The 20,356-nt window shown below is 56.6% G+C and carries 16 protein-coding genes, 2 tRNA genes and 1 CRISPR repeat array; of the genes, 13 read left to right on the top strand and 5 right to left on the bottom strand.

Annotated features, from left to right (window positions below):
* Window positions 1-49 precede the first annotated feature (49 nt).
* Window positions 50-1,664: a CRISPR direct-repeat array (repeat unit 29 nt; unit sequence CTCTTCCCCGCACGAGCGGGGGTAATTCC).
* Window positions 1,665-1,988: 324 nt separating this feature from the next.
* The 3 genes from ACRQEG_RS04790 to ACRQEG_RS04780 all read left to right on the top strand — a co-directional run bounded on the left by ACRQEG_RS04790 (window position 1,989) and on the right by ACRQEG_RS04780 (window position 3,419).
* Window positions 1,989-2,061: transfer RNA gene (locus tag ACRQEG_RS04790), tRNA-Lys, on the top strand.
* 229 nt (window positions 2,062-2,290) lie between these two features.
* On the top strand, window positions 2,291-2,731 hold the full coding sequence (locus ACRQEG_RS04785) for a hypothetical protein (RefSeq protein ID WP_320757859.1): 441 nt from the start codon (window positions 2,291-2,293) through the stop codon (window positions 2,729-2,731).
* A 226-nt stretch (window positions 2,732-2,957) separates the two neighbouring features.
* On the top strand, window positions 2,958-3,419 hold the full coding sequence (locus tag ACRQEG_RS04780; RefSeq protein ID WP_320757858.1) for an Hsp20/alpha crystallin family protein: 462 nt from the start codon (window positions 2,958-2,960) through the stop codon (window positions 3,417-3,419).
* A gap of 67 nt (window positions 3,420-3,486) precedes the next feature.
* Here the strand turns inward: ACRQEG_RS04780 and ACRQEG_RS04775 are convergent, their stop codons facing one another.
* Together ACRQEG_RS04775 and ACRQEG_RS04770 are read right to left on the bottom strand one after the other, a co-directional pair.
* On the bottom strand, window positions 3,487-3,918 hold the full coding sequence (locus ACRQEG_RS04775; protein ID WP_320757857.1) for a hypothetical protein: 432 nt from the start codon (window positions 3,916-3,918) through the stop codon (window positions 3,487-3,489).
* Between the two features lie 151 nt (window positions 3,919-4,069).
* The gene (locus ACRQEG_RS04770) at window positions 4,070-5,641 is read right to left on the bottom strand and encodes an aspartate:alanine exchanger family transporter (protein ID WP_320757856.1); all 1,572 of its coding nucleotides are present in this window, start codon (window positions 5,639-5,641) and stop codon (window positions 4,070-4,072) included.
* A gap of 31 nt (window positions 5,642-5,672) precedes the next feature.
* Here ACRQEG_RS04770 and ACRQEG_RS04765 point away from each other — a divergent pair, with 31 nt between their 5' ends.
* The 3 genes from ACRQEG_RS04765 to ACRQEG_RS04755 all read left to right on the top strand — a co-directional run bounded on the left by ACRQEG_RS04765 (window position 5,673) and on the right by ACRQEG_RS04755 (window position 7,223).
* On the top strand, window positions 5,673-6,596 hold the full coding sequence (locus ACRQEG_RS04765) for an ATP-grasp domain-containing protein (protein ID WP_320755951.1): 924 nt from the start codon (window positions 5,673-5,675) through the stop codon (window positions 6,594-6,596).
* 194 nt (window positions 6,597-6,790) lie between these two features.
* Window positions 6,791-6,866: transfer RNA gene (locus tag ACRQEG_RS04760), tRNA-His, on the top strand.
* 132 nt (window positions 6,867-6,998) lie between these two features.
* Entirely contained in the window at window positions 6,999-7,223 is a 225-nt protein-coding gene (locus ACRQEG_RS04755; protein ID WP_320755950.1) for a hypothetical protein, read from the top strand.
* A gap of 173 nt (window positions 7,224-7,396) precedes the next feature.
* On the opposite strand, the gene ACRQEG_RS04750 is transcribed toward ACRQEG_RS04755, so the two are convergent.
* Together ACRQEG_RS04750 and ACRQEG_RS04745 are read right to left on the bottom strand one after the other, a co-directional pair.
* On the bottom strand, window positions 7,397-8,776 hold the full coding sequence (locus ACRQEG_RS04750) for a sugar porter family MFS transporter (protein WP_320755949.1): 1,380 nt from the start codon (window positions 8,774-8,776) through the stop codon (window positions 7,397-7,399).
* Window positions 8,777-8,988: 212 nt separating this feature from the next.
* On the bottom strand, window positions 8,989-10,017 hold the full coding sequence (locus ACRQEG_RS04745; protein WP_320755948.1) for a LacI family DNA-binding transcriptional regulator: 1,029 nt from the start codon (window positions 10,015-10,017) through the stop codon (window positions 8,989-8,991).
* A gap of 314 nt (window positions 10,018-10,331) precedes the next feature.
* Here ACRQEG_RS04745 and ACRQEG_RS04740 point away from each other — a divergent pair, with 314 nt between their 5' ends.
* The 3 genes from ACRQEG_RS04740 to araA all read left to right on the top strand — a co-directional run bounded on the left by ACRQEG_RS04740 (window position 10,332) and on the right by araA (window position 14,272).
* Window positions 10,332-11,990 (top strand): xylulokinase, encoded by a 1,659-nt coding sequence (locus ACRQEG_RS04740; protein WP_320755955.1) that lies wholly within the window; start codon window positions 10,332-10,334, stop codon window positions 11,988-11,990.
* Entirely contained in the window at window positions 11,987-12,682 is a 696-nt protein-coding gene (locus ACRQEG_RS04735) for an L-ribulose-5-phosphate 4-epimerase (RefSeq protein ID WP_320755947.1), read from the top strand. Before ACRQEG_RS04740 ends, ACRQEG_RS04735 begins: the two co-directional genes overlap by 4 nt.
* Window positions 12,683-12,757: 75 nt before the next feature.
* A complete protein-coding gene (gene araA / locus ACRQEG_RS04730; protein ID WP_320755946.1) occupies window positions 12,758-14,272 on the top strand; it encodes an L-arabinose isomerase in 1,515 nt (504 codons plus the stop codon).
* Between the two features lie 238 nt (window positions 14,273-14,510).
* Here the strand turns inward: araA and ACRQEG_RS04725 are convergent, their stop codons facing one another.
* A complete protein-coding gene (locus tag ACRQEG_RS04725; protein ID WP_435733795.1) occupies window positions 14,511-15,284 on the bottom strand; it encodes a DeoR/GlpR family DNA-binding transcription regulator in 774 nt (257 codons plus the stop codon).
* Between the two features lie 333 nt (window positions 15,285-15,617).
* Between ACRQEG_RS04725 and ACRQEG_RS04720 the strand changes: the two genes are divergently transcribed.
* The 4 genes from ACRQEG_RS04720 to ACRQEG_RS04705 all read left to right on the top strand — a co-directional run bounded on the left by ACRQEG_RS04720 (window position 15,618) and on the right by ACRQEG_RS04705 (window position 20,352).
* Window positions 15,618-16,652 (top strand): autoinducer 2 ABC transporter substrate-binding protein, encoded by a 1,035-nt coding sequence (locus ACRQEG_RS04720; protein WP_320755944.1) that lies wholly within the window; start codon window positions 15,618-15,620, stop codon window positions 16,650-16,652.
* A gap of 78 nt (window positions 16,653-16,730) precedes the next feature.
* Window positions 16,731-18,239, top strand: a complete 1,509-nt coding sequence (locus ACRQEG_RS04715) for a sugar ABC transporter ATP-binding protein (protein ID WP_320757937.1) — start codon at window positions 16,731-16,733, stop codon at window positions 18,237-18,239.
* A complete protein-coding gene (locus tag ACRQEG_RS04710; RefSeq protein ID WP_274733482.1) occupies window positions 18,236-19,285 on the top strand; it encodes an ABC transporter permease in 1,050 nt (349 codons plus the stop codon). Before ACRQEG_RS04715 ends, ACRQEG_RS04710 begins: the two co-directional genes overlap by 4 nt.
* Window positions 19,282-20,352: an ABC transporter permease gene (locus ACRQEG_RS04705; RefSeq protein WP_320757938.1), complete on the top strand. Its 1,071-nt coding sequence runs from the start codon at window positions 19,282-19,284 to the stop codon at window positions 20,350-20,352. The genes ACRQEG_RS04710 and ACRQEG_RS04705 overlap by 4 nt, the downstream gene beginning before the upstream one ends.
* Window positions 20,353-20,356 lie beyond the last annotated feature (4 nt).

The raw sequence follows: 20,356 nt of genomic DNA, 5'->3' as shown, positions 1-20,356 counted from the left end.
CGAGCGGGGGTAATTCTGAGCTAATCAAAGAGCCGCCCGCTATTGTGCGCTCTTCCCCGCACGAGCGGGGGTAATTCTGAGCTAATCAAAGAGCCGCCCGCTATTGTGCGCTCTTCCCCGCACGAGCGGGGGTAATTCCAGCCGCCAGAATGTCTTCCGTGTAGACGGGGACTCTTCCCCGCACGAGCGGGGGTAATTCCCACCTTTGCGCGATTGCTGGTGCGCTAGGGACCTCTTCCCCGCACGAGCGGGGGTAATTCCCACCCCGAGGCATGATAACGGTGCCAGTATGGCTCTTCCCCGCACGAGCGGGGGTAATTCCAGTAGTAGCGCCGTATAGTCAAGGTGTGTGTACTCTTCCCCGCACGAGCGGGGGTAATTCCGGCGAGCGCGCATCGCGCCTAGAGGCCCGCTACTCTTCCCCGCACGAGCGGGGGTAATTCCCGCGATTACTGACGAAGAAGCCGCGCAATATGCTCTTCCCCGCACGAGCGGGGGTAATTCCAATCCGGATCCGGAAGCCGCCCGTCATCCCGACTCTTCCCCGCACGAGCGGGGGTAATTCTGAGTGGAAAATGAAAGAAATAAAATGGGAGGACTCTTCCCCGCACGAGCGGGGGTAATTCCTGAGCCGCGACCGCGCGATTCTTATCCAGAGTCTCTTCCCCGCACGAGCGGGGGTAATTCCGCGGAAATGGGTATGAGTTTCAACGCTGCGTTCTCTTCCCCGCACGAGCGGGGGTAATTCTGATCCTATCTTTACCGCCCTTTCCATGCGCGCCTCTTCCCCGCACGAGCGGGGGTAATTCCATTTGGTGACTCCACCAGCGCCGCCGGCAAGCCTCTTCCCCGCACGAGCGGGGGTAATTCCGAGGGCCGCGAGGGCCGCGCGGGTGCCTTTGACTCTTCCCCGCACGAGCGGGGGTAATTCCAAGATTTGGACTTCCCACGTGGCACCCCCGGCCTCTTCCCCGCACGAGCGGGGGTAATTCCCGATGGCATCCCCGGCTTTCTTCCCGCTTTCTCTCTTCCCCGCACGAGCGGGGGTAATTCAATTGAGCCCGTGGCCCGCGGAAGCCGGATGAACTCTTCCCCGCACGAGCGGGGGTAATTCCGCCCGCGTAATCGATGATCGCGCTGCGGCGGTCTCTTCCCCGCACGAGCGGGGGTAATTCCGGAAGTATATGACGTGCTGGAAAGTTCCAGCGCTCTTCCCCGCACGAGCGGGGGTAATTCTACCGATGAGGGGCGGGTGTATCGCGCCGCTGCCTCTTCCCCGCACGAGCGGGGGTAATTCTCGTGCATGGCAAGGGCGGGAAAGAACGGCTCACTCTTCCCCGCACGAGCGGGGGTAATTCCCAGCGCGGCCGGTGTGGTATCCAGCAGATCAGCTCTTCCCCGCACGAGCGGGGGTAATTCCTGGGTGAAGGAGCTACCTCAGAAAATCCTGAGCTCTTCCCCGCACGAGCGGGGGTAATTCCCGGCGATGTAACCGCCAAGTGGGTGGATGAAACTCTTCCCCGCACGAGCGGGGGTAATTCCGATTACGCGGCTGGTGGTGTCTGGTTCGATGGCTCTTCCCCGCACGAGCGGGGGTAATTCCTACCGTCCACTGGCCTAGGTCGCCATCGGTGACTCTTCCCCGCGCGAGCGGGGGTAATTCCGCGGGGCAGACGGTTACCGTCACCAAGCTGGTCTCTTCCCTGCGTGAGCGAGGGTGGTGCAGGGGCGCGGAAACGGGGAGGGTGCGATGTCGCGCCGGGCAAGTGCCCATAGACCCTTAATCTCCGGGTTAAGGGTTGCCGCAATCGCGCGGGATACCGTTGGTAGGACGGCGAAAAGCGCGGCATCTCGCGCCTATGCGGTAGTTGGGAAGGTGGTGTGAGGGAGGAAACAGCATCAGGTAGGCTTCTGAACTTGCGCTGGGTGGTAACCCTGGGTAAAGTATCTATTCGTCGCCGCGGGCGGCGAACATAAAAGAATAACGAGCACCGCTAGCTCAATTGGCAGAGCAACTGACTCTTAATCAGTGGGTTCTGGGTTCGAGTCCCAGGCGGTGTACAATCCGCTCCGCAGCTTCGGCTGCGGAGCTTTTTCATGCCAAAATTGGCTACGGGCACATTCTACCCGGGGTACAATACTCCGTCTACCTCCATCCAATGCATCTGAGCAGGCCGTGTTAGAAGCCTGTTCCTGCTACGCACAGGGCGAAATTGCGGATCTACCCGATAACCATCTAAGCGACACCTGTCGCGTTATTCTTGAGGGTGGACTAAGTGGAGGAGTATTGATGAGTGACTGTCCCTATTTTCAGATTTCTAAGAGTGGCTTGATTGCGGTCGCGGGCGGGGTGTGGTGCCTGGCGGGAGTGAATGTCGCGCGCATTGGAGTGGAGAGTTTTGCGGGTTCTACCGTGGGTGCGCCGTGGATCTGCCTGCTGCCCCCGCTCGTTTTTGCCGCCTTTGGGGCAATGTTCACCAAGGTTGCCGGGAAGCATATTCGGCGCATTCGCTCCCATCCCCGGCCAGCGCGACCCTTGTGGCATTTCTTTGATCTGCGCTCCTACCTTGTTATGGCCATCATGATGGGTGGCGGAATTGGCCTGCGCATCAGCGGAGTGCTGCCCGACTTCTTCATTGCCTTTTTCTACACTGGATTGGGGGCTGCCCTGGCCGCCGCGGGACTGCTGTTCTTCGGTGCTTTCATTCGCGATGTTCGCCGCGGTCAGTGATGTGCGGTGCGATGATCGCTGTGCCATACATTCGCAGGCTTGCGATATCTACGCTCTCCAAAGCTGAGTGCTATTGACTCAACTACTATTGAGCCTAGAGTGAACAATTACATATGAGCGGAACAAAGATAAGCCTGTGGGGGTTGGGATTGATGTCAGGGCGATAGGCCCGGGCGCCGAAAGGCGCGCGGCGTCGTCGTTCATAGAAGTGAAAGAAGGATTGACCATGGCATACGATATTGATCGCACGGTGTCTAACGCGGTGGACCGGTTCCTCAGCCCCTTTGATGGATTTTTTGCCGTTCCCACTCGGGTGGTGAACGGGCGGCGTTCCGATCTGGAGGATCTTGCGCTGCAATACCGTTCGCAGCTCAAGCAAACTGAAGATGGCTACGAAGTCCTCTTCGATGTTCCCGGTTTCGCTGCGGAAGATATTGACCTCAACGTTTACCCGGATCACATTACCCTCAAGGCTTCGCAGGAAGAAGAAATCGAGGGCGGTACGCGCACGCGGTCCGTCTCCCGCAGCCTGGGCTTCGATCAGGCGGTGGATACCACCACGGTGGATGCAAATCTCAGCGATGGCGTGCTCACTGTCACGGTGAAGACCACCGCGGGGTCGCAGGGTCGCAAGGTTCAGATTGGTTCAGGCAAGCGCGCCACGGAAACTGACTCCGCTGAGAAGTAAACCAATTTAATAGTGAAGCGGGGCTCCTCTCAATAGAGAAGGGCCCCGTTTTTATGCGCGCGTAGTATTACTTCGGCGCGCACTCGCTCTTTTGCCCGCGCGCCATGAGCTCGGCTTCCGGCGTGCCTTCGCGCACGTAGGTGGCACCGGCATTCGGGGTGGCCTCATCGGCCAGCGTGATACTCTTCCCGTCCTCAGCGAAATGCGCTACCGAAGTTCCGATCTTCTTACCATCAACATCCTTCCAGGTGACGAGGTTGTTAGCGGGTTCGAAAGTGCCGGTCATCACTTGGGATTCTCCGCCGCTGCAATCCACCACCTTGGAGATCAGCTCGCGTCCGTCCACGCTCACCACATACATCGACGCCCCCGCCTGCCGCATAAAACTCCCGGCCTCGGTCGTCTCAGCGGCATCGCATCCGCCTAGCAGGAGCGCCCCCGCTCCCGCCAGAAACAGCGCCGCTGCGCCCGCCGTCGTCTTGCGCATCATATCGCGCATGTCACGCCTCACTTCCTGTACGTTCCGGAAACGGTTCCGAATCTTCTTCCCTACTTTAGCTGCGGTACGACGCCGCCGCCCGGCCCGCCCACTCGTTTCCACGCCGCGGCTCACGTTTGCCTGTCGGTCGCCACCGCGGTGCTCCGGTTTGCTAGAGCACCAGTACCGCCGGCACCAGGAAAATCTTCACCACTATCGAGAAAGCGAAGAGCGTTGCGTAGGCATTATCAATGCGCTCGTCGCCCACCCGAGAGGTAGCCGCGTCCAGGACCGCCGGCTGGCCCAGGAAACCGGCGATTGCACCGGCGGTACGGGGTGCAGAAAGTCGGAGTACCCAGGCGCCCGCCACCAGCAACGCCGCGCAGGAGACCAGCGTGATCACGCAGACCGTCACCGCTGCGCCCACCGCCTGCGGAGAAAGCACAATCTGCGCGAAGCCGGGCCCGGCCGTCAGCCCCAGGGCAGCTAAAAACAGGGTGAGTCCCAGTTGGCGCATCGTCAGATTTGCCGCCTCCGGCATGGCCCACACAAAAGGTCCGGTGCGCCGCGCCGCGCCCAAGAACATTCCCGCGATCAGCGGGCCGGCCGCGGTACCCAGCTGGAATACCTGGCCGCCGGGCAGCGGGAAGGTAACGAAACCGAGGAGCAGCCCGGCCACCATGCCCACCGATAAACTCAGCACGTCGATCTCCGAAATTGAACGTTCGGAATCCCCGAAAAGATCAGCTATGGCATCCCAGCGTTCGCGCGGGGCCACCACGGTCACCCGGTCGCCCGGCTCCAGAATAAAATCGTCGCGGGCCAGCAGCTCCAGGTCCCCGCGCCGTACCCGGGTCACCACCGCGCCGTATTTGGCGGGCAGATTGAGTTCCCCGATGGAGCGCGCCGCCACATCCGGGTTAGAAACCACCAGGCGGTTGAAATCCACGTGGCTGCGATCATCAGCCAGATGGTCATTTCGCAAGTGCCCGAGGTGCGCGGCTGCCGCCTCCACATCCGCCGCCAGACCAACAACAACGACGTCGTCCCCTACCTCAAGATCCTCACCGGGCAGTGCCACTCGTACCCGCCCGCCGCGTCGCAAATACGAGACGCGTACCCGGCCGTCGGCCCATTCGGGGATATCGCGCAGGTTCATGGGGTGTTCCACGGTGATGGTGCGCGGATCGAGCAGTGTCCCGGCCAGAGAAGGAGTATCGCGCAGTCCCGGCCAAGCACGGCCCACGATGAGGGAAACCAGGATAATGCCGATAATGACAGCCAGGGGATACCCGAAGGCATACCCGATGGCGGGCTGCGTGGAGCCGTCTGTGAGTCGGGTGGCGGTGGCGAGAGCCGGTGCCGCCGTCGTCGCACCTGTGAAAAGGCCCGCTAAAAACGGCCGTTCGATGCCGAAAAGAATGCCCATCACCAGGGCGGTGCCCGCGGCGAGGAAAACCACTACCACAGAAGCTAAAAGCAAGGAGAGATTGCGGCGCAGCTGCGCGAAAAACGCCGCGCCCGAAGCGATACCCACGGTGTAGACGAAAAGCGCGAGCCCGAGGGACTGCACCACGTCCATACCAGCCCCGAGCTCGGGGAAGCGCGCGGACATGGCCAAACCCACAAAGAGTGCGCCGGCCGCGCCGATACGTATCCGACCCAGCGGAATCGCACCGAGAATGGAGCCGAGGGCCACCACAACGAAAATTGTTAGTAACGGGGAAGAGTCAAGGATCGCCACGCCATAAGACTAGCCGGGGTAGAGTAAGAGTGTGTCTGATCCCATTGTTACTCTTGCAACGAGCAAAGACTTACCGAAGCTCGACGTGGACGAGGCCGGTCTGCCCGATGCCCTGCGTGAGCGCCATATCGAACCGCGCGTTGTAGCGTGGAACGATCCCGATTACGACTGGAACGACGCCGGAGTTGTCGTTGTCCGCTCAGTTCGTGATTACGGGCGCGATCCGCAGGCCTTCATTTCGTGGGCCCGCTCAGTTCCGCGGATTCTCAACCACGCCGATATTATGGCGTGGAATTCCGATAAGCATTACCTGCGGGAATTGGAAGCGGCGGGTTTGCCCACCATTCCCACTACCTGGCTGGAACCAGAGGAAAACCTCACGAAACACCAGGTTCATACCCGTTTCCCAGCGCACGGTGATTTCGTGGTCAAGCCCGCGGTGTCTTCGGGTGGGCGCGGTACGGGGCGTTATACCGCCACCGATCCGGCTTCGCGCTCCCAGGCGATTCTGCATGCGCAGCACGAGCTTGCGAAGGGCCGCAGCGTCATGGTGCAGCGCTACCTGGAGAATATTGACCGCACCGGTGAGGTTTCACTGATCTTCCTCAACGGCCTGGCTTCCTACCGGGTGGAAAAGGCTCCGCTGCTCCACCCGCGTTTCCGTAGCGCGGATCAAATCCAGGAAGAAGTCGTCTCTGTTTCAGAGGCGCGCGAATCGGAATGGCGTTGGGGTGAGCGGGTGCGCAATGTGCTGCACGGGCTCATTCGCGAGCATACCGGGCGTGACCACCTGCTGCTCTTCAACCGCGTGGACATCGTGCCGGCCGCTCCGGGGGACCCGAACGAGTTTTACGTTATGGAGATTTCCCTTATCGACGGCTCGCTGTACCTGTCGCTGGATGAGAGTCACCTCAACCGTTTCGCGGACGCGATTGCGGTGCGCACGGCCTGGTAGTTCGGTCACGGGCGGCGCGGTTGTAGCACGACGGCGCAGCTTTCGCTCCCGCTAATAAACGCGACTGAGGTACGACGGCGCAGCCGGGCGGCGCGCCGATCCGGCTCACAACGTGGCCGCTATCACCGCCGCGGAATTGTCTTTGCGCGCGGTGACCGGCTATAGTTGTTTATCGGCGTTCTTTCGCCGAAATGGTGGCCATAGCTCAGCTGGCAGAGCACCTGGTTGTGGTCCAGGAGGTCGCGGGTTCAAGCCCCGTTGGCCACCCCAGAGTTCAGGCTCGTTTTGAATGTTTGGTACTAAGCAGTCGAAACGAGCCTGAGTTGTATCGCAGGTAGTGGATGGCGGAGATGCCGTTTCTGGGGCTGCTTGTGAGCCCTATCTGCGCAGAGAGGAGCCCTGATGGCGAAGCGTAAGAAGAAAGATCGCGGCGGCGTATTGACCTGGGTGGGAATCCTGGCCATCGCGCTCGCGAGCATCGCGGATTTTGTGTTGTTTTTCTTCGATAATGGCTCCCGCTATATTCTCTACACCCTCCCGCTGTGGTTCCTTGGCATCGGGTGTTTCGCCTGGCTAGGGCGGAGTGAGGAGCGCAGGAACAATACAAAACGCACGGGTAACAGATAGCTTGCAAGTGGCTGTTGGTGGCGGTTGACAAACATATAATAAACACAGAATCGGCTCTTAGAACTTCGCTGTAAGAGCGAAGTTCTAAGACCCGAAACTGAGTATCGTAGTTCTACTGCCAGTATGGGTGAGATTAGTCTCACTGCTAGGCAGGCGGTTTTACACAGGCAAATTTAGCGGCTGTGCTGGACTGTTGATTCATTTTCGATCTCTTCGAGCGACTTACCACGGGTCTCGGGGACGCAGAATCGCACGAAGAGAACACCAAAGACGCAGATAATTCCAAAGACGAGGAACACATATTCCTGCGCCATCTTGGCGGTCATAATCGGGAAGATGAGACCAACGACAAAAGATCCGATCCAGTTGAAGGAAGAAGCTAGTCCGGATGCCCGGCCGCGCACGGCCAAGGGGAAGATCTCGCCGACGAGAACCCAGGTCAACGGCGCCCAGGTAAATGAATAGAACGCAACGTACAAGCTCAGGAACGCGACGATGATCATGGGATGCGCACCTGGCGCGATCCAGTTAATGACGGCCGGCATGATGAACGAGAGCGCCATGAGCGTGCCACCCAGCGTGAGAAGGGTACGGCGGTTAAACCGCTCCGCGATGGCGATGAATACCAGGGAACCGGCGACCAAGATCACGCCTTGCACGATTGCCCACATTAACGCATCAGAAGCGGCCACTCCCGTAGCTTCTTCGACAATGAGCGGAATGTAGTAGAAGATCGCATTGGCACCTTGGAACTGCTGGAACGCCGCGACACCAACGCCGGCCATGACGAGGTAACGATAACGCGAGCTGAATAGCGTTCCCCAGCTCGAAGCTGCTGCATTAGCGCTTTCGATGGTTGCGGTATTCTTGATTTGCTCAATTTCCGCGTCGATTTCGTCGGCGTTGCGAACGTAGCTAAGGACTTGCCGTGCTTCTTCGATTTTTCCGCGGCGGACAAGGAAGCGGGGCGATTCGGGAAGGCGTAAGACACCGAAGAAAAGGATGACTGCGGGGACTGCTGCCGCGGTGAGCATAAGCCGCCAGGCGAGAGAGTGTTCCAGCCCCTTGAGTAAGTAATCCACGATGTAGGACAGGAGCATTCCAGAAACGATCATCGTCTGGTTCAATCCTGAGAGATTGCCGCGCAATTTAGCCGGGGCGAGCTCGGACATGTATGCCGGGACAAGTGCGGAGGCCGCGCCGACCGCGAGTCCCAAGAGAATCCGCATGATGATGAGGTAAACGGCGCCTTCATCCGGTGCGATACCGCAGAGGATTGAGCCCACACAGAAGATAACGGCAGCGGCGAGAATCATATTGCGGCGGCCAAATCGATCTGAAAGTTGACCGGCCAAAGCTCCACCAAAAATGGCACCAAACATAACGCCGGAGGTAATCCATCCCACGATAGAAGCGGAATCGGCCAGTTCCCAATCTGTAAGGAGGAATGGCAAAGCGCCGGTCATAACGCCTATGTCATATCCAAAGAGAATCCCGCCGAATGCTCCGAAGAAATAAATGAAGCGTCCAGAAATCTTTTTATCTGTAGTCATAACAGTCCCTCCGAGACTACGCAGTCTCCCTACGTCCCGCTCATGTCTTATGGCGAGAGGAATGCAGAATGTTAGCGCTAACGTCTACGCTGGTTTCAGCCTAAGAGAGTAGGGGATGCTTCGTCAAGGGCTTAAGGTCTTTTGGCGTAACGGAGGCTAGCTATCGTCGGTCCGCGTCGAGCAGTATTGATTCGGACTCCGTTTCGCATTGATTAGTCCGTCTGGGATACTACCGATGAAGTGGAGTCCCGCACGATGAGTCGTGCGGGAACCGGAGAAACATCGGGTTCTTTCCCGGAAATCAGGTCCAGGACTGCGTCGATGACGCGTTGGCCGAGCGTGGCGAAGTCCTGGCCGACTGTAGTGAGCGCCGGGGTGTAGTACTCTGTTCCGGATACGTTATCGAATCCGACCACTGATATATCTCGTGGGACGTTTATGCCACATTTATGCAAGGCTGCCAGGAGTCCTAGAGCCATCTCGTCATTTGCGGAAAAGACCGCGGTGGGGCGGTTTGCTGGTTCTTGGGTGGCGAGAGCGATTCCTGCTTGGAAGCCTGATTTGGCGCTCCAATCCCCTTCGGTTTCCTGGATTTTCACTCCGAGTTCGCTTGCCTGCGAAAGCGCGGCGCGACGCCGAAGTTGGGCATCTGTCCAGTCCTCGGGGCCGTTGAGGAGGAGGATGTGGTTGTGGCCAAGCTGAGCCAGGTGGCGGATAGCCGCCCGGGCGCCACCGCTTTGATCAACGCTCAAGGCTGATAGTGAATCAGTGCCTTCGACTTCGGGGCCGACCATGATGATGGGGACGTTGTTCTCAAATTGTTCGGCATAGCGTGACATGGATTCCCGTGCGGCAATAACAATAATGGCGTCAACTGAGCGTTCGAGGAATTGGTCGATGACTTCGCCGAATTCCTTCTCGTTGGCAGTGCGGATGGTGCCAAGCAGTGTGGTGTAGCCATGGTGGCGTGCGGCTTGTTCGAGGGAGGCGAGGGTGTGGGTGGGGCCGAAGAGGAAGGAGCCAACGGCGATAACCCCGATGAGGAAGGATTGGTTGGTGGCTAGAGTGCGTGCGGAGTTGTTCCTGCGGTAGCCGAGTGTGGTGATAGCGTCCTGGACGCGCTGGCGTGTTTCTGGGCGAACCCCGGGGAAATCGTTGACCACGCGGGAAACGGTTTGGTGAGAGACTCCCGCGATTTGGGCAACTTCTGCCATTGATGGCGCCCGTTTGATCTGAGCCACGAGGTTCTCCTTCGCATGTTGATAGGTGAATTCGCCATTACTGGTCGTGTCTTACGTTGTCACCCCGGCAGGCGGGGTGACGTCCGAAGATCAATGGAATGGCGAGTAATCGCACTTATGCAGTTTATATCGCCGCCAGAGTATTATCGCCCTTGCTATTTTTGAGTGTGCGACGTTAGACTAGCCGCAAGATGTTAGCGATAACATTCAGTGGTGGCAGATAGATGACACCCCGGATAGGCTCGTGCTGGATTTACTTGTGTGAAGTAAATCCGTAGACAATCTCGACTGCGTACTCGAAGGAGAGTGGCGTGATGGAACAACGTGATACCCAGGACTTGTTGCGTGGTGGCAAGGTTGGGCTTGGTATTGAGCTTGGTTCTACCAGGATTAAAGCGTGTGCTGTGTTGCCTGATGGGCGTCAGATCGCGCAGGGTGTTTTTGCTTGGGAGAACCATTTCAAGGATGGGCATTGGACGTACCCGCTTGCTTCTGTGTGGGAGGGGATTGCGGGTGCTTACGCGATGCTTGCTGGTGAGTGTGAGCGGAAATTTGGGGTGCGGCCACAGCGGTTTGTGGCTATTGGTATTTCAGCGATGATGCATGGATACCTCGCCTTTGATAAAAACGATCAGCTCTTGGTTCCTTTCCGGACCTGGCGGGATACCACGACGGGGCGGGCAGCACAAAAGCTGACGGGTCTTTTCGGTGTGACGGTGCCGTTGCGGTGGTCGATTTCTCACTATTATCAAGCCCTCCTCGATAAGGAAGAACATGTTGACCGGGTTGCGTTTTTGACGACGCTTGCGGGTTATGTGCATTGGCGCTTGACTGGTGAGAAAGTATTGGGTGTTGGAGATGCTTCGGGAATGTTTCCTATCACCGGCAGCGAGGATGCAGGCAAGGCAGATAGGCCTGGTTATGACCGGCGGTGTTTGGGCTTGTTTGAGGACGCGACCGGTGTTGATGTAGCGGGCTTGTTGCCACGTGTTTTGGTTGCCGGTGAGGTGGCCGGTGTGCTCACTGCTGAGGGTGCTCGGCTTCTTGACCCGTCTGGAGTGCTCCAGCCTGGTATTCGTTTTGCTCCACCGGAGGGGGATGCGGGTACGGGCATGGTTGCAACGAACGCGGTGCGCCCGCGCACGGGGAATGTTTCGGTTGGTACGTCTATTTTCTTGATGGCTGTCCTTGAGCAAGCGCTTACTTCTGCTCACCCGGAGATTGATCCTGTTACTACTCCGGTGGGTGATCCGGTGGCGATGGTGCATTGTAATAACGGTGCTGATGAACTGGCCCGCTGGGTAGAGTTGTTCGCTCAGGTCGCTCGCAAACTCGATGCCCCGAATGCGAGTCTCGACGCCGTGTATGCAGCAGTCTTGAGTGCAGCACTTGAAGGAGAAACAGACGCGGGGGGCGTTCTCGCTTTTAATAACCTGGCCGGTGAACCTATCGTGAGGTTGGATGAGGGTCGCCCGGTAGTTACCCGCTCCCCGGGAGCTGCCTTGACTTTGGGTAATTTCATGCGTGCCCAGGTGTATTCCACGTTCGCTGCCCTGGCACTAGGATTGCGGGTTTTGGATGGTGAGAATGCTGGGCTGGATGTTTTGTGTGCTCATGGGGGAGTGTTCAGAACGAAATTAGTCATGCAACGCCTGCTGGCCGCGGCGACCGGTACCCCGATTACTGTGCGTGAGGGTGCGGCTGAGGGTGGTGCGTGGGGGATGGCGTTACTGGCCTTGTTTACCGCGCGTGGGGGTGGGAACCTTGCTGATTTCCTGGACGAAGAAATATTTGCTTCTTCTACTGCTTCCACGATTGCACCCGCGCGGGCTGAGGTAGAAGGCTTTGCCAGGTTCCTTGGCCTGTACGAGAAAGGTTTGCCGATAGTGGGCACGGCGGTAGGTAATCTTCCGGCCTGGATGCCCGCAAGCGAGGACGATCTGGTGGTTGATAAGGAAGGGGACCTGTCATGAAACAGTTTTCGAGTGATGTGAGAGAGAAAATCGCGGTGACCCGCAAGGTTGTTAGTGATTTGCATGGTGAGTTGATTCGCTGGAATTTGGTGGTGTGGACGGCGGGGAATGTGTCCCAGAGAGTCGTTGTGGGGGAGGAGCCAAGCCTGGATGATTTGTTGGTTATTAAGCCGTCTGGGGTGCGGTATCACGAGCTTAGTCCGGAGAAAATGGTTGTCTGTGATCTAGAAGGAAACCTTGTCGAGGGGGATTATGCGCCGTCGTCGGATACCGCGGCTCATGCTTATGTGTATGCGCATATGCCCGAGGTTGGGGGGATTGTTCATACGCATTCGACGTATGCGACGGCGTGGGCGGCGCGTGGGGAAGAGATTCCTTGTGTGTTGACGATGATGGCTGATGAGTTCGGGGGTCCGGTCCCGGTTGGGCCTTTCGCAGTTATTGGTGATGATTCGATTGGGCGTGGGATTGTGGCGACGCTCCAGGGTTCGCGTTCGCCTGCGGTGTTGATGCAGAATCATGGGCCTTTCACTATCGGGGTGACAGCGGAGGCTGCGGTGAAGGCTGCTGCGATGGTTGAGGAAGTAGCGAAGACGGTGCATGTGGCTAGGAGTTTGGGAGAGCCTGTTGTGATCGCGGGGGAGGATATTGATCGGTTGTATGACCGCTATACCAACATCTACGGACAGTAAACCTGGCAAATAAATCGTGGCAAGGAACTACGAAAGAGTTTTTAACCAATACCAATCAGATACAAAGGAGTAACGATGAAGAATCCCTTCGATAACAAAGAGATCTGGTTCCTGACCGGGAGCCAATTCCTCTACGGTCCGGAGACCTTGGATCAGGTGGCATCCCAGTCGCAAACCATTGCGAATACGCTCAATGATTCACCGGATATCCCAGTGAAAATCGTGTGGAAACCAGTTTTGACAACATCCGAGGATATTCTCCGTACTTTCCTTGAAGCCGGCGCGAACGATAATGTTGTTGGGGTTATCGCCTGGATGCATACTTTCTCCCCGGCAAAGATGTGGGTACGCGGCCTGGAAGCATCCCGTAAGCCGCTCCTGCACTTGCATACCCAGATTGACAAGGTCATGCCTTGGGAACGCATGGATATGGACTTCATGAATCTCAACCAGGCCGCCCACGGGGACCGCGAATTCGGATACATCCTCACCCGTATGGGGGTGGCTCGAACAACAGTGGTCGGCCACTACACCGATAAGGAAGTCCATGAAGAAGTCGGCACCTGGGTGCGAGCCGCGGTGGGCTGGAACGAAGCACAACGCCTGCGGGTGGTGCGTTTCGGGGATAATATGCGCAACGTCGCGGTGACCGAAGGCGATAAGACCGAAGCGGAAATCCGTTTCGGTACCTCGATTAATACCTGGGGTATCAACGAGCTAGTCGAAGCCATCGATAAGGTCAGCGAATCCGATGTAGACGAACTCATTGAGGAATACCTTGATTCGTATGATGTTGATCCACAGTTGCGTCCGGGCGGGGAACGCGCCGAGTCGCTCCGGTATGGCGCTCGCCAGGAAATCGCATTGCGGGCCTTCCTGGAAGAAGCAGGTGCTGGCGCGTTCACCGATACTTTCGAAGACCTAGGAGCTTTGAAGCAGCTTCCCGGCCTTGCCGTGCAGCGTTTGATGGCCGACGGGTATGGCTTTGGTGCTGAAGGCGACTGGAAGACCGCTGTTCTCGTGCGCCTGGCGAAGGTTATGGGGTACGGGCTTGCGGGTGGTGCTTCTCTTATGGAGGACTACTCCTATAACTTGGTTCGTGGGCAGGAAAAAATTCTTGGTGCCCACATGCTCGAGGTATGCCCGAGTATTACGAACGACAAGCCGAGGCTGGAGATCCACGAGCTCGGTATTGGTGGTAAGGAGGACCCGGTTCGGCTAGTCTTCACTGCTTCTCCGGCTGAAGGCGTTGTTATCGCGATGTCGGATGTGCGAGATCGTTTCCGTTTGGTCGCGAATAAGGTGAAGGTTGTTGAGCCGGATAAGCCCCTGCCTAATCTCCCTGTTGCGCGGGCAGTATGGCAACCTCTTCCGGATTTCCAAACCTCAACTCGTTGCTGGCTGGAGACGGGTGCGGCCCACCATACCGCGCTTACCACCCAGGTCGGTATCGATGTGTGGCGTGCCTTCGCGAAGATCGCGGGTGTCGAGCTCGCGGTGATCGATGAGAACACCAAGTACAACTCCTTTAGCGAACACCTGCGCTGGAACTCGGTCTACTACCGAATCGAACAAAATCTGCAGGCGTAGCACATAGTCAAAGTAACGGCGGGCGGGCGGAAATGTTCGCCCGCCGTTTTCTGCAGAGATGAGATGAGTCGAAGCTACAAACTGGTGAGCACCTGACTCCATTGAGTCGCGTCAGGAAGTCGGGTTTCGTGTTATGTGGTGGGAAATATGAAGTGCCATGGTGAGCATTTTTATCCATACTTCACCATGGCCGTTCGTTGTCCGTGCTCATATCTGTGGCGGGCTCGGCCTCATCACCCTATTTCTCGTTTTCGGGTGAATCCTTTCCGTCATTTCGGAGAGGGAAGGGCGCGCGAATAAGTGGAATCGGATAAGAAGCCGCTTTGAGCGGATCCATGAGAGCATCCGTGATGCCAGCAGTAAAGCTTTCCAAACCTAGAACTTTGTAAAGCGCTTCGCGCCCAAACTTAGTCGAATCTGCGACGAAGAATGCTTCTGACGCGATGGACCGAATTTTCCGCAGAAGTTCGAGATTGTAGCTGGAATTTCCGTAGACTCCATTTTCCATCACCGAGCTTGCCCCAAAAACGGCAACGTTAACTCGGATGTGATCCAGCTGGTCCACGGCAACGGGACCCCACATATGAGTTTTCATGGGCAGGAGATCTCCGCCGATGAAAACCAGATTGAGGGATGGCTTTTTGAGGATTTCCATTCCGACCAGGAGGTCGTGGGTAACGACGGTCAGATTTCTATGTTGCAGTGCTTTCGCGACTTCCAGGCAGGTGCTTCCCGTGTCAATGAAAACCGTTTGCCCCTCGAGAAGCCTTTCGGCCATTGCGGGGCCAATAGCGCGTTTCTCTCGCAAGTGAGCAATGGGGATATCGTCGTCAGAATCATCCATGGCAGGTAGCGCGCCCCCGTGCGTGCGTTGTATTTTGCCATGTTCGGAAAGCCAGTCAAGGTCACGGCGAATTGTCGACACATTAACGTGAAAACGTTTTGCGAGCGAAGCGACTGATTGAAAACCCGTGTCTTGGAGAATTCGCAGGATCTGGTCTCGTCGACCCATAGCGCCTCCTAAAATGAATGGTGAGGTGCTAAAAACTCCATTTCCGCGCACCTCGCTTATGTTTTAACGTTTTTTAACGGGAACGTACCGCCACGCGGAGGAAGTAGTACGTCGTATCTATCATATCCGCCCTAACGGTACGGAAACGGATCACGTCGATAATTCTACAGGAAAACGAACTATTACGTGCACGAAATCGCGCAATAAAAAGCTGGTAACGGGCAAAAAGCTGTTGTAATATGACAACCGTGCGCAGTGGTGCGCGCATCGATTGAGGTCATAAAGGCGTGATCCGTTGGAATCAAGTGATTCCACCAAAATTAGGAGGTGCACATGAAGCTCCGTACATGTCTCGCAATGCTTGCCACGGGCAGTCTGTTCTTGTCCGCTTGTGGCTCGGTTGGCGGAGCGGGGAATAATTCTGGAGGGAATGCCGGTGCTGGCTCCCCGGATAACAAGACGATGGTCACCGTTGTCAAGGTGAAGGGAATCGCTTGGTTTGATCGCATGGATGAAGGTGTCGTCGAGTGGGGTAAGGAAAACGGTTACGATACCCGCACCGAAGGTGGCGACGACGTCAGTCCTGAGAAACAAATCCAGGTGATCCAGGACCTGATTGCGCAGAAACCCGCTGCGATCACCGTCGTTCCGAATTCCCCCGAAGCTCTATCAGCTGTTTTGGCGCAGGCTAAGCAGCAAGGAATTAAGGTGGTCGCCCACGAAGCCACCGGGATTCAGAATGTTGATATTGACATCGAAGCCTTCGATAACGTGAGCTACGGCGAACAGATCATGGAAAACATCGGGCAATGCACCGGTGGCGAAGGCAAGTACGTTCAGTTCGTTGGCGGGCTGACGGCTAAGACTCATATGGAATGGGTTGAGGCTGCCTATAAGTACCAGCAGGAGAAGTTCCCGAATATGCAGCGCGTCGAGACTCCTATCGAGAGTACCGACAACGAAACCGCCGCATACGAAAAGGCTAAGGAAATTCTTGGTAAGTACCCGGATATCAAGGCGTTCCAGGGCTCTGCGGGTAATGACGTGCCCGGAATCGCGCGCGCGGTAGAGGAAGCTGGTCTTCAGGACAAGGTGTGCGTGATGGGAACGTCCATTCCTTCCGCTGCCTCGAAGTACCTTGCTAACGGCTCTATTGACAAGATTTTCTTCTGGGATCCCGCTCTTGCTGGTAAGGCCCAGCTTGAAATTGCCAAGCGGCTCGCGAATGGCGAAACCATTGAAACGGGTACCGATCTGGGCATTGAGGGATATCGCTCCCTCAAGAAGCTCGAAGGGTACGACAACGTTTGGGTTGGTGATGCCTCAATCGAGGCCGATGCCGAGAAGGCTAAACAGTTCAAGTTCTAGAAGTTAATCGAATTGGTCGCGGGCCGAAGTTTCTTCGGGAAGTTACTTCGGCCTGCGACCTCACTAGGAGGAGTGTACGTGAACACTTCAGCTCAGTCTGATGCTTCTTATTTCTTAGAGGCAAGAGACATAGTGAAGACCTTCGATGGCGTTACTGCACTCGCCGGTGTCTCGTTGAAAGTGAAATCCGGTGAAGTACTGTGTTTGGCTGGCGAGAACGGTTGCGGTAAATCCACTCTTATCAAGGTCATTTCTGGAGTTCTCTCACCCGATAGCGGGCAGATTGTTGTCGAAGGGCATTCGTACAGCAAGCTGACACCGCTCGAGGTGATGGAGTTGGGAATCCAGGTTATTTATCAAGATTTCTCGCTCTTCCCCAATCTTTCAGTTGCGGAAAACATTGTCGTAACCCGCTCGGTATCGAAGCGTAGGAAGATCTTTAACCGGTCATCCGCTCGGGCTCGAGCCAAAGAAGTTATCGACAGCCTGAAGGTTCACCTCGATCTCGATGCCGAAGTGGAGTCTTTGTCCGTTGCGGATCGCCAGCTGACGGCAATTTGTCGAGCGCTGTGTTCGGATGCCCGGTTGCTCATCATGGATGAACCAACCACGGCATTGACGCAACGCGAGGTGAAGAGACTCTTTGCGGTGGTGGAGAATCTGCGCTCCCAGGGCGTTGCGTTAGTCTTCGTATCGCACAAGCTTGATGAAGTAACTCAGATCGCATCCAGGATTTCCATTATGCGATCCGGTGCGAACGTCGTCGAAAGCGCCGTCGAGGATTTCGATAACGAGAAAATCGCCGAATACATGACCGGCAAGACCCTCGATGTTTCCCGGCATGTGGTTACTCCCAAAGAAGGCGAACCGATGCTGCGGGTTCGCGGGTTGTCGTCGCCGGGCCGGCTCGCGGATATTTCCTTCGACGTGCGCGCCGGGGAGATCGTCGGTTTCACGGGTCTTCTTGGTTCCGGGCGTTCCGAGATCGCCGAAGCTCTCTTCGGCATTCTTCCCCATGACTCCGGGGAGATTTCGGTTGAGGGGAAGCCTGTAAAAATCACCTCGATTCAGGATTCCCTCAAAGCCCAGATCGGATATGTTCCTGAAGACCGACTCACGGAGGGCCTCTTCCTAGATAAACCCATTTCCGACAATATGATCGCGGCGTCGATTGATCGCCACACATCGAAGACAGGAACTCTTCAGAAAAAAGATATTCGCGAAACGATTGGCCAATACTTCAAGTCCTTGAAGATCAAGGCTCCGAATGTTGCGGCCCCGGTTCGATCACTTTCGGGTGGTAACGCACAACGCGTCGTCGTAGCGAAATGGCTTGCGCGGGAGCCAAAGGTTCTTATACTCAACGGCCCAACGGTCGGCGTGGACGTTGGTTCCAAGGCTGAGATCCTTCAGATTTTGCGCGAACAGGCGGAAAACGGAATCGCGATCATCATTATTTCCGACGACGCGCCAGAACTCGTTGCGTGTTGTAACCGCGTATTTATTACGACGGCGGGGCGCATCAGCAGCGAGCTCGTAGGCGATGAGGTGACGGTTGAGACGATCAGAGAGCGAGTAGTCGCATGAGAAAACAAATAACACGAGCGGGTAAAACTCCGATCTGGTCGCAGCTACGGGGCCAGAATAACGAGGGCATTCTCCTTGCTGTTCTCATCGTCCTCGTCGTCGTGATGTCAATTGTGAGTAGGGATTTCCTGCAAATCTCAACACTCTTCGCGATTATCAGATCGTCGATTGTTCCACTCATCTTCGCGCTCGGCGTTCTGCTCGTTATTATCTCGGGCGGGATTGACGTGTCCTTCGCGGCGATTGCGGTCTTCTCCGCCTATGCGACGGTGACTGCGCAGCTGACCTTTGCGGTGGATTTCGGTCTGATTGGTTCTTTCCTCTTCGCGATGGTGCTCGGAACCTTGCTGGGGCTCGTCAACGGTTACATCATCTCGAAATTCCGGCTCCCAACTCTCATCGTAACCCTAGGCACGCAGGGCATTTTCCAAGGTGTCCTCATGACTTATGTGGGCTCGCGGTATATTGCCGATCTTCCTGCGGGAATGGCAAGTGCCTCCACGGTTAACCTTGTTACCCTGCCTACTGCAAATGGCGTGGCGTTACTCCACGTCATGATTATTCCGGCGGTGGTACTCACTCTGGCGGTTAGCTGGCTCCTGAACAGAACCATGTTCGGACGGTTTATCTACGCCATTGGTGGTGACGAAGAATCCGCGCGGCGAGCAGGTATTAACGTCAAGAGTGTTCAGATGCGGGTGTACATGATCGTTGGCGTGATGGCCGCGATCGGGGGCGTTATCTACATGGTTATGGGGCGCTCCGCCAGTCCGAAAGAACTCATCGGCGGTGAGCTCGATATTATCGCCGCTGTTGTTCTGGGCGGCGCGTCAATCTTTGGTGGATACGGATCGGTCAAGGGCACCGTTCTCGGCGTGCTGCTGGTGCAGCTCATCAATAACTCCCTCATCCTCGTGGGTGTTCCAAGTGCGTGGCAGCGTGCAGCGGTCGGTGTTCTCCTCATCGTGGGTGTGAGCATCCAGGCCATCTCCGCTAAGCGCGCGCGGAAACAGGTTGGTGTTCTTCCGGAAGAGACAGTGAAATGATGACAGAAGTTAAGGATCCGACGAATAAGCTTTCGTCGCTCAATGAAAAGATCGACCGGTCAACAAAGAGATTTCACTCGACGTTCCGTATGAACCGATCTACCACTCAGATGCTATTGCTGCTGGTGGGAACCTTTGCGGTATTTGCTATTGCGAACCCGGAAACGTTCCTTTCCCTGGTGAACGTCCAGAATATGGCTCTTGCCGTTCCAGAAATTGGGCTGCTGTCCATTGCGATGATGATTTCTATGGTGACGGGTGGAATCGATCTTTCGCTGGTGTCCATCGCAAACCTCACCGCGATCACTATCTCAACGACGTTCACGGCGGTGGCGAATAGTGATCCAGCTATGGCTGAGAATCTGGGGATTCTCATTATCTTGCTCGGAATTTTGGTTGGTGTGGCAGCTGGTGCTTTCAATGGGTTCCTCATTGCGAAGATCGGAGTAACTCCGATTCTGGCAACACTGGGGACAATGCAGATCTTCAACGGTCTGGCGGTGGTGTGGACTGGCGGTAAAACGCTGTACGGCTCACCGAGCGCACTAACAGCTTTCGGGGTCAGTGCGGTTGCCGGCATACCTACATTGTTCTTTGTTTTCCTTGCCGTTGCCTTGGTTGTAGGGTTCTTGCTCAATCGTACACCTCTGGGCCTGCGCCTTGAACTGCAGGGCGCCAATCCGGTTGCGGCGCGTTATTCCGGAATCAAATCAAGCACGTTGCTGATGCGCAGCTATGTGCTGACCGGATTCATCGGTGCTTTAGCGGGCGTTGTGTTCATCGCGCGTAACCCAACTGCCTCAGCAGATTACGGCGCTTCCTACGTCCTACTCGTCATCGTGATCGCGGTGCTCGGTGGAACGAATCCTTCGGGTGGCTACGCCACAGTCTTCGGAGTTTTCCTGGCGGCCCTCACTCTTCAGATTGTGCGTTCTGGCTTTACCGCTATGCGGTTATCGCCATTCCAGTACGCGATTGCTCAGGGCGTCATTCTGGTTGCTGTATTGGTCATAGACAAAATCGACTGGAGGAAAGTTTTCCGTAGATCAACCCCTAAGAAAGTTTAAGTCC

This window comes from Actinotignum stranguriae (assembly GCF_051265215.1).
Classification (GTDB): Bacteria; Actinomycetota; Actinomycetes; order Actinomycetales; family Actinomycetaceae; genus Actinotignum; species Actinotignum schaalii_C.
The sequence above is the reverse complement of the archived record's forward strand: the minus strand, read 5'-3'. Positions and strand labels throughout refer to the sequence as shown.

Coding starts and splice junctions, on each gene's coding strand:
- ACRQEG_RS04710 (WP_274733482.1), top strand. CDS start 18,236: ATGAGAAAACAAATAACACGAGCGGGTAAAACTCCGATCTGGTCGCAG.
- ACRQEG_RS04740 (WP_320755955.1), top strand. CDS start 10,332: ATGGAACAACGTGATACCCAGGACTTGTTGCGTGGTGGCAAGGTTGGG.
- ACRQEG_RS04775 (WP_320757857.1), bottom strand. CDS start 3,918: ATGCGCGATATGATGCGCAAGACGACGGCGGGCGCAGCGGCGCTGTTT.
- araA (WP_320755946.1), top strand. CDS start 12,758: ATGAAGAATCCCTTCGATAACAAAGAGATCTGGTTCCTGACCGGGAGC.
- ACRQEG_RS04720 (WP_320755944.1), top strand. CDS start 15,618: ATGAAGCTCCGTACATGTCTCGCAATGCTTGCCACGGGCAGTCTGTTC.
- ACRQEG_RS04780 (WP_320757858.1), top strand. CDS start 2,958: ATGGCATACGATATTGATCGCACGGTGTCTAACGCGGTGGACCGGTTC.
- ACRQEG_RS04705 (WP_320757938.1), top strand. CDS start 19,282: ATGATGACAGAAGTTAAGGATCCGACGAATAAGCTTTCGTCGCTCAAT.
- ACRQEG_RS04750 (WP_320755949.1), bottom strand. CDS start 8,776: ATGACTACAGATAAAAAGATTTCTGGACGCTTCATTTATTTCTTCGGA.
- ACRQEG_RS04785 (WP_320757859.1), top strand. CDS start 2,291: ATGAGTGACTGTCCCTATTTTCAGATTTCTAAGAGTGGCTTGATTGCG.
- ACRQEG_RS04755 (WP_320755950.1), top strand. CDS start 6,999: ATGGCGAAGCGTAAGAAGAAAGATCGCGGCGGCGTATTGACCTGGGTG.
- ACRQEG_RS04725 (WP_435733795.1), bottom strand. CDS start 15,284: ATGGGTCGACGAGACCAGATCCTGCGAATTCTCCAAGACACGGGTTTT.
- ACRQEG_RS04735 (WP_320755947.1), top strand. CDS start 11,987: ATGAAACAGTTTTCGAGTGATGTGAGAGAGAAAATCGCGGTGACCCGC.